This is a genomic window from Desulfonatronovibrio hydrogenovorans DSM 9292, from assembly GCF_000686525.1.
Taxonomy (GTDB): domain Bacteria; phylum Desulfobacterota; class Desulfovibrionia; order Desulfovibrionales; family Desulfonatronovibrionaceae; genus Desulfonatronovibrio; species Desulfonatronovibrio hydrogenovorans.
The window spans coordinates 437,700-444,809 of record NZ_JMKT01000009.1 but is presented as its reverse complement, the minus strand read 5'-3'; the positions used below and the strand labels follow the sequence as shown (position 1 = coordinate 444,809).

Genomic DNA, 7,110 nt, shown 5'->3' with positions numbered 1-7,110 from the left:
TGCTCCCGCCACCTCTTGATGTTTGAGTGATAAAGACCTTCTCTGCGCAGCAGGGCTCCGAATTGGCCTTGGCTGGTACACTCATCAGCCTCCTGGAGGATGCGAAGCTTGTAGTTGGCGGTGTAATAACGTCTTTTTTTCTTGGGAACCACCTCAGGATCGTTTTGGTTCCCGTTTCCCACCCCCTTCCGGAAGGGGGTGGGACTGCCCTGGCAGCTGCCAGGGGTTAACTTGAAAACATCATGTTCATTCTTCTTGTGCATCATGTGAGCCACCTTAACCGCCCTTGCTTAAATTCTCAAATGGTCGGTGTCTCACTCTCATTGGCACAGAGGGAAGCTGGAAAACGCAGTTGGGATTATTCAGGCTCGGGTCTTTTTTAGGGACTCCCTGATCATCCATCTGGTACGTCCAAGTGGACCGGTCATAGACCTTATTTTCTGGATCCCAGCCTGAAAATAAACCATCCTTGAACCCGAAATCCGGATTAACCAGAAATGAGGCATTGGTGTAGTTTATTACATATTCCTTGAAGAAAAGGTTGTTTTCCAGAATATGATTGATCATGCCTCCCAGAAAGGCGATATCACTTCCTGAGCGCAAAGGCGCATAAATATCAGCCAAACTTGAAGTGCGGTTATACCTTGGATCAACATTGATCAGCACAGCACCCTTTTCTTTGGCCTTTAATATCCACTTGAATGAAATAGGATGACATTCGGCCGGATTACCACCCATCATGAGGATACAGTCGCTGTTCATGAGGTCATTATAATGGTTGGTCATGGCCCCTCGACCAAAAGACTCAGCAAGGGATGGAACGCTTGAACTGTGGCAGAGCCTGGCTTGATGCTCTATATATATCAGGCCCAGACTGCGCATTAATGCCTGGAGATACCAGCATTCTTCGTTGTCCAGAGCAGCAGACCCAACGTGGGCTATGCCTTCGGTACGATTTACCACCTGGCCTTGAGCATTGGTCTTGACAAAGGTCTCATCGCGGGTTTCCTTGATTTTTCGGGCAATTCTGTCAATAGCCCAGTTCCAGGGGGCTTCTACCCATTGATGACTGTAAGGAGCCCGGTAAAGGACCTTGGTTAGTCTGTTCTCGTTTTCAGCCAGTTGAAAGACTGAGGCACCCTTGGAACAGAGTGAGCCTTCGTTAATGGGATGGTCAGGATCGCCCTCAACATTGATGGTTCTTCCCTGACCTTCTTTTGAGGTGTGCACGACCATTCCGCAGCCGACTGAACAGTAGCAGCAGATGGTGGTGCTTTCTTTGGCCCAATTGATCTGAAGGAGCTGGGCTTTGGCCACAGTGGGCTTTAAGTTGAAGCCCAGTCCCCCAAAGGCGGTTACTGCGGTAGCTGTTGCCGATAACTTAATGAACTCTCTTCGGCCTAACTTCATGATTCCTCCTGTAGTTTGTAGTTTGGTTAGTGTTAACTGCCCCCAGTCTCCCTGTTGAGCTGGATCAGAAGCTCAAATCCCCAGGGAGTATAGTCTGCATATTCAAAGATAAGTCTGTCACTGTGTTCAAACCTGAAAAAAAGATTTTCCAGGCACAATTCTTCTGCTTTGTTTAGATCGAACCCCAGTCCTGAAAAGGGAGTTGAATAATTTAACATGGTAAGGTCCTAATCATGATAAGGGTGAGCGTTGTAGTAGAGCCATGGACCGGTAAGCCCTATCCTTGGGCTCAGGTCATTAAGGCGATGCATGATCTAACGAATTGGCAGGTTAAGAGAAAAAGTCAAAGCATTTTAAAAATTCAAAGTACCGCACAATTTTTTGATGGTGATTCTTTTAAAGACACTCTGACCAGCAGGCAGACTTTTTTAGGCCAGACTTTGATTAATCCTCTAAAAATCAGGTCCTATTTCTGTTTAGAGTATATTTAAAATATTGATATTAAAGGGATAAATCTATGAATTTAATCTTAATTGGTTATACCTATATTTATTATTAATAGAAATGATAGTAATCTTACGTTGGATTTAGAGGATATTTTCCAGCAGAAAAAATATTGTAAAACTTAAATAAAAATCATTAGATTATAATATCTTAATTACAATATTTTTTTAAAATTTTGTGCACTAATTTGACTTTATAGATCCTGTGTCAGTGGCAAGGATTGAATAAACTTTTTGCAGATGACTAGGTATCGGCAAAAAAGCACAGCCAGCTGTCCTTTTGAAAAGAAAAAGGTTGGCTCAGACTCAAATGGACTGATTACCCAGGTTTCAGGAGGCTGCTCATCCCAGACAGGTTAAATTAATAACGGTTCTTTACGGGGGGATAGATTGGTATTAATTAATGATTTTAATGAGATGGAGGTGTGAAGCAGGCTCTGGACTGGCAACTGTGCCAGTTGGGTTGAAATTGATCAGGAAAAAGGCAGCACCTGTCCCCGGGCAAGTCAAGTAAGCTATTCCGGTTAAAAGGTGCTGCCTGGTGTAAAGGTTTTTTGTTCAGTTGGTGTGGTTGATTATGCAGGCCTCAGCCCAGAAGTGGGTATAAAATAAGCCGTGCAGCTTATTCAATAATCTGAGGTTGCTGAGTTAAATCTCAGCATGAGGTGCATGAAGAGCAACCGTCTTGATTTACCTTTAGGCTTGAATTAATAATAAAACCGCTTTCAGTATGGTCTATTTCGATAGGTGAGACTGTCTCCAGGAGAGCTTTATCAACCAGAAACTGGAAACCTTTAACATCTGCAAATGCATCATTGTCCTTTTTTTCATCCAATGCAAGGGCCAGCCTTGGACCACCGCATCCAGCTGCCAGGTAAACTCTGATAGGAGATGGCTCATTGTTTTCAAAATATTTAACCAGTTGATCCTTAGCCGAATCTGTTAAGTCAATCATTGTAATATCCTCCTTAATTTATTGTATCATAAACATGATAGAATCAATAGTCAATACTAATAATGCACCCTGCTGCACTTAACTAAATAGGATCGCGCATTGGAATTGGCAATTGCATGCCCTGTTTAGTATCTTATATTTCAATTTAAATGTAAGATTTATGGTTTAGCGTAAAATGTATTAATTTAATTAATGGCTGGTTGTTGGTGCATTGAAAAGAAATGTATTAAAGTATTGCTATGAATACTTTAATAAAGATATATGAAATATGATGAGTTTAACTTTGATGCTACGGTGCAATTAAACCCTATATAAAGGCTGAGGACGTTGAGGCAGGCCTGGAAAATGGTTAATCCAGCTTATAGAGATATGGCCAAATATCTGGTATTTAAAAAACGTCAGAATACAACATATCTGTCGCACTCATCCACCATCTCTGCGTTTTTGGCCTGAGTGGCAAAGTCTTTGAAATTAAGCCCGGGAACGTCAGCTGACAAACCAAAACCCCGGAAGCTTACATCACAGACCGACAGCCGGGCCTTTCCGACCAGGGCTTCAAAATCAGCTTTCTGGGTCAGAAGGACACCTTTGCCGGTAAAAAATATTCGAACTTCAATTCCCTTTTGATGGGCTGTTCTGGTCAAATTGACCACCTGGTCCAGATACTTGTCATCTTTGACCAGGATTCCCAGCTTTTTCCCAGTTAATGAAGGATGCATGTAGATCTTTCTCCTTTTTTTAGCAGATGGAAACAGCCCCGAAATATGATGCAGGAATCACTCACTGGAGCTGGAATACTTGGCAAACCGGCTCTCAGCGTTTTCCAGGATCTTTTTTTTCACTTCAGGTTGCTGAGCATATTCCAGGACCAGCAGGGTCAGGGCTTCAGCAATCAGCTGATGTATGGTCTTGGTTTGGTTTTCTGGAACAGCTTGGGTGGCTTTGAACAGTTCAAACAGGTCCCTGGGAATAGTTGCTTCCAGGTCATGGACTTCTTGGTCAGGCTCAGTGGGGTGTTTTTCAAGCAGGCGGCAGCACTCCATGATTTTCTCCAGGCATTGCTGGTTTAGGTAGAAGTTGCCCAGGGAGATGATCACCTCTTTGGCTGCCTGGATCTGGTCATGGGGAAGATCACCAGACATAAGAGCTTTTTTTGCAGCTTCAAGAGAAGAATCGTAGCAATTGCAGCGCTCCAAAACGATGGCTGTGGCCACATTTTTGTCCATACCCATAATTAAGCTCCTTGAGGGCTGCTACCACCAGCAGATGACTTTGTCTGCAGCGAATATTTCATTAAGCACCAATTCCCAGTCAGTATCTTTTTTAAACAGGGCCACTTGTTTACATTTGCGGTCTTTGCAGGCTGTTTTGATCAGATCCCTGACAAACTGGTCAGGTTCAGACTTTAGAATGTGCAGGGTGGTCATTTTGCCTCCAATGCTAAAATGAATCGCCAATTTCCTGATTAGTTAACTGGTCCGGCTTGTTTTAGCTAAAACGGGATTACTGTATCTGCCTGGTTGATCAGCTTGACCAGAATATCTTTGTCCAGGGGCTGGAATCCGTATTTATCAATATTTTCCTGGTTATTAGAAAACCGTTGTCCTTCCATTTCATCCAGAAAACCCATATTATCCTGATAAGCCTCATTCATGTCAGCGACTTCGTGGTCCAGGACAACCATTGATACTTCTGCGGCATGCAGCAGCAAACCCAGGCTGGTTCTTAGTCCCTCATAGTGCTGTTCAGGGTCTTTGATGATGACGATGACTCCGGCCATAACTCAGCCCTTTCTTATGAAATAGTTGGTTGAACCGTCATCAGCATCATACATGCCCAGGAATTCATTTCCGTTCTTGTTTCCAAAATCCGGGATATCGTTTTTTGATCCAGGATCGGTTCCCAGGATATGCAGGATCTGTCCCGGAGCCAATTCTTTGAGCATCTTCTTGGTTTTTAATAAAGGCATTGGGCAGCTGAGTCCGCTGGTGTCCAGAAATTGGTCAGCCTTGATAGTAGTGGGGTCCATTTTGTCTCTCCTTTGAAGTGTTTCAGAATACAACAAATTTTTCTGTTTTTTCATTCCATACTGCCCAAAACACCCAGGCCAGAAGAAAAAGCATGTACAGGGGAAGGGCCAGTTCCCAGCCGAATACTTCCGGCATGAATATGCCTGAGCCGATTTTTTCAGTCAGTCCGGTATGGTGAACAACCCTGTATCCCAGAGAGTTGAAGATGGAAAAAAAGACCAGGGTGAGCATTAATTTGGTGTGACCTTCTCCGGCCCTCCAAAGCGATCCTGTTCCACATCCGCCCGCCAGGAGCATGCCGAAACCAAAGATGATTCCACCGGTAAGGCTGCCTAGCCAGAAAGGATGATATACACCCATCATTTCCGGCTGCAGATAACTCCATTTTATTACGGCTGAACCCATACCGTATATCATCAGACTCATGGCTATGACCCGGATCATCTCAGCATCGCCGGTCATGAAGGGTTCTCTGAAGGCCCGGACAAAGCACATTCTTGACCGGTGCATGGTGATTCCGATGAGGGTTCCGAAAAAGAAGAGTCCTCCCAGCTGGGTGTGACCTTGGGCAGAGTACAGATAAAAGGCTGCCACAACCATGAGCAGAACAGCTCCTCCAGCAAAAGGACTGACTTGACCCCAATTGATCATGGGTTTGGCTTGGGGTTTTTTAATCTTGGGCGGGCCTGCTGCCTGCTGAGGAAACTTTTCAAGTTCCCAGATAAGAAACCGAAGTCCGATGTAGGCCCCGATGCCAAGTCCGATCATCATGGCATATCCGCCCATGGAAAACATGCCAATGGCATTGTAGAACCCGCCAATATTGCAGCCAGCCGCCAGTGCAGCTCCGATTCCCATAAAGGCTCCTCCAACTGCTCCCTTAAGGTATTCATAGGCCGGCGCACTGCGGATTTTGAATTGACGGGCCATTAAAGCAGAGGCAAAGGCTCCGGCAAGAAGGCCCAGGTTTGTTACGGATGTGGTACTGAGCCACGGAGGGACAGGTCTTTCAGTACTTAGGCCCAAACCAAAAATTATCCAGTCGCCCCAGTTCCGGAAACCGGCTGTAATACCCCAGGGGCTGTGCCACATGAAGATCATCAGGGCCAGGATTGCCAGAAATATTCCAGCCAGCCATCCCGGCCAGCTGCTTTCAAAGATTGAAGAATAGCTCCTTTGAGTCTCTTCTTTAATGCTCTGCCAAAATGTTCCGGCCAATTTAATCTCCTTGTAGGTTAGGTCAGATCAGTCCTGTCCTTTATTTAGCAACCATTGTTCCAAGTTTGTGATCCTTTTAAGGCTATGTTTTTTAAGGATTATTTTTTTGAGTTAAACTGTAAGGTGTAAAAGTGATTAAGCATGTGTAAATGAACAGGCTGGTTTTAAATCTGGTCCAGGCAGGACAAAGATTATCGGAAAAATCCGGTTGTCAGGGAAAATGGCAGGATTTCAGGACTGAAAAATGGATCAGGGTGGATAAGTTCGGTTAACAGAGGAGATTGATATGTGAATTCTGCATCCAGAAAAATTATGTCTGGTCGACCTGACCCAGAAAGCGCAGCAGATCAACCAGGGCCTGGGCTGAATGGGTGAAAAACAGAGCAGGTCCGCTGTCAGGGATTTGCTTTTGCAGTCTGGTTATCCAGGGGAGCATGAAATCCCTGGCAAACTCCCTGACATGATCCTGGATTTCCTGATTGGAGTTCTGTGTTCCATGATTCAGGAGAAAATAGAGGTATTCCAGTTCAATACACAGATGGTCTGGAGGCTCACCAATGTCCGGACCAAGAGTTATCCCTGCGTGTTCAAGCATCTCGAACATTTCCAGAGCTGGTTTTTTCATGAGCAGTTTCTGATCATCATAATAGCAGGAGTGGTAAAGAGGGGTACTGACACCACCCCTGGTGTTGACAAATATTCTTACGAACTCGCTTTCGATTTCTTGTTGGAGAACAAAGGGAGAGTATTTTCCCAGAAGCTGATTAACAGTGTGGTTGACAATGGTTTTTTCCAAGCCTGGGATGTTATGCATGGACCTCCAGACATCCTGGGAGTCATGCATGATTTCAGCCCAGTCTTTGCGCCCGTCCTGGGTCCAGAAGATTCTGATGAGCAGCCTGACAGCATTTTTGATCAGGGACTGGTTGCGGTCGGACAAAGTAAAGTAATCTCTTGAGTAGTTCATGGTCCCATCTTAATTAAAAATGAGATT

9 protein-coding genes and 2 pseudogenes are annotated in these 7,110 nt (G+C 44.8%); all 11 read right to left on the bottom strand.

The genetic code is table 11. The features are described 5' to 3' along the window. Nucleotides 1-266, bottom strand: a pseudogene (locus tag P771_RS16865) (hypothetical protein); the annotation flags it as partial. Nucleotides 267-336: 70 nt separating this feature from the next. Then, nucleotides 337-1,410: pseudogene (locus P771_RS0107595) on the bottom strand (molybdopterin-dependent oxidoreductase); the annotation flags it as partial. A gap of 32 nt (nucleotides 1,411-1,442) precedes the next feature. Then, a complete protein-coding gene (locus P771_RS0107590) occupies nucleotides 1,443-1,628 on the bottom strand; it encodes a hypothetical protein (protein WP_028574676.1) in 186 nt (61 codons plus the stop codon). 940 nt (nucleotides 1,629-2,568) lie between these two features. Continuing rightward, on the bottom strand, nucleotides 2,569-2,868 hold the full coding sequence (locus P771_RS0107575; protein ID WP_028574674.1) for an IscA/HesB family protein: 300 nt from the start codon (nucleotides 2,866-2,868) through the stop codon (nucleotides 2,569-2,571). Between the two features lie 398 nt (nucleotides 2,869-3,266). After that, nucleotides 3,267-3,587: a DsrE family protein gene (locus P771_RS0107570; RefSeq protein WP_035244011.1), complete on the bottom strand. Its 321-nt coding sequence runs from the start codon at nucleotides 3,585-3,587 to the stop codon at nucleotides 3,267-3,269. 57 nt (nucleotides 3,588-3,644) lie between these two features. Next, nucleotides 3,645-4,100: a hypothetical protein gene (locus P771_RS0107565; protein ID WP_028574672.1), complete on the bottom strand. Its 456-nt coding sequence runs from the start codon at nucleotides 4,098-4,100 to the stop codon at nucleotides 3,645-3,647. Between the two features lie 21 nt (nucleotides 4,101-4,121). Next, on the bottom strand, nucleotides 4,122-4,295 hold the full coding sequence (locus P771_RS18895; protein ID WP_153304077.1) for a hypothetical protein: 174 nt from the start codon (nucleotides 4,293-4,295) through the stop codon (nucleotides 4,122-4,124). Nucleotides 4,296-4,360: 65 nt separating this feature from the next. After that, nucleotides 4,361-4,648 carry a hypothetical protein gene (locus P771_RS0107555; protein WP_028574671.1) on the bottom strand — a complete coding sequence of 96 codons (288 nt, stop codon included), beginning with the start codon at nucleotides 4,646-4,648 and terminating at the stop codon, nucleotides 4,361-4,363. 3 nt (nucleotides 4,649-4,651) lie between these two features. Then, nucleotides 4,652-4,897 (bottom strand): sulfurtransferase TusA family protein, encoded by a 246-nt coding sequence (locus P771_RS0107550; RefSeq protein ID WP_028574670.1) that lies wholly within the window; start codon nucleotides 4,895-4,897, stop codon nucleotides 4,652-4,654. Between the two features lie 22 nt (nucleotides 4,898-4,919). Continuing rightward, on the bottom strand, nucleotides 4,920-6,116 hold the full coding sequence (locus tag P771_RS0107545) for a YeeE/YedE thiosulfate transporter family protein (protein ID WP_028574669.1): 1,197 nt from the start codon (nucleotides 6,114-6,116) through the stop codon (nucleotides 4,920-4,922). Between the two features lie 310 nt (nucleotides 6,117-6,426). Continuing rightward, nucleotides 6,427-7,083 carry a molecular chaperone TorD family protein gene (locus P771_RS18270; protein ID WP_084301741.1) on the bottom strand — a complete coding sequence of 219 codons (657 nt, stop codon included), beginning with the start codon at nucleotides 7,081-7,083 and terminating at the stop codon, nucleotides 6,427-6,429. Between the last annotated feature and the right edge of the window lie 27 nt (nucleotides 7,084-7,110).

Excerpts from the sequence above, each read along its gene's own strand:
- P771_RS0107570 (WP_035244011.1), bottom strand. The coding sequence starts at position 3,587 with ATGCATCCTTCATTAACTGGGAAAAAGCTGGGAATCCTGGTCAAAGAT.
- P771_RS0107555 (WP_028574671.1), bottom strand. The coding sequence starts at position 4,648 with ATGGCCGGAGTCATCGTCATCATCAAAGACCCTGAACAGCACTATGAG.
- P771_RS0107550 (WP_028574670.1), bottom strand. The coding sequence starts at position 4,897 with ATGGACCCCACTACTATCAAGGCTGACCAATTTCTGGACACCAGCGGA.
- P771_RS18895 (WP_153304077.1), bottom strand. The coding sequence starts at position 4,295 with ATGACCACCCTGCACATTCTAAAGTCTGAACCTGACCAGTTTGTCAGG.
- P771_RS0107565 (WP_028574672.1), bottom strand. The coding sequence starts at position 4,100 with ATGGGTATGGACAAAAATGTGGCCACAGCCATCGTTTTGGAGCGCTGC.
- P771_RS0107575 (WP_028574674.1), bottom strand. The coding sequence starts at position 2,868 with ATGATTGACTTAACAGATTCGGCTAAGGATCAACTGGTTAAATATTTT.
- P771_RS0107590 (WP_028574676.1), bottom strand. The coding sequence starts at position 1,628 with ATGTTAAATTATTCAACTCCCTTTTCAGGACTGGGGTTCGATCTAAAC.
- P771_RS18270 (WP_084301741.1), bottom strand. The coding sequence starts at position 7,083 with ATGAACTACTCAAGAGATTACTTTACTTTGTCCGACCGCAACCAGTCC.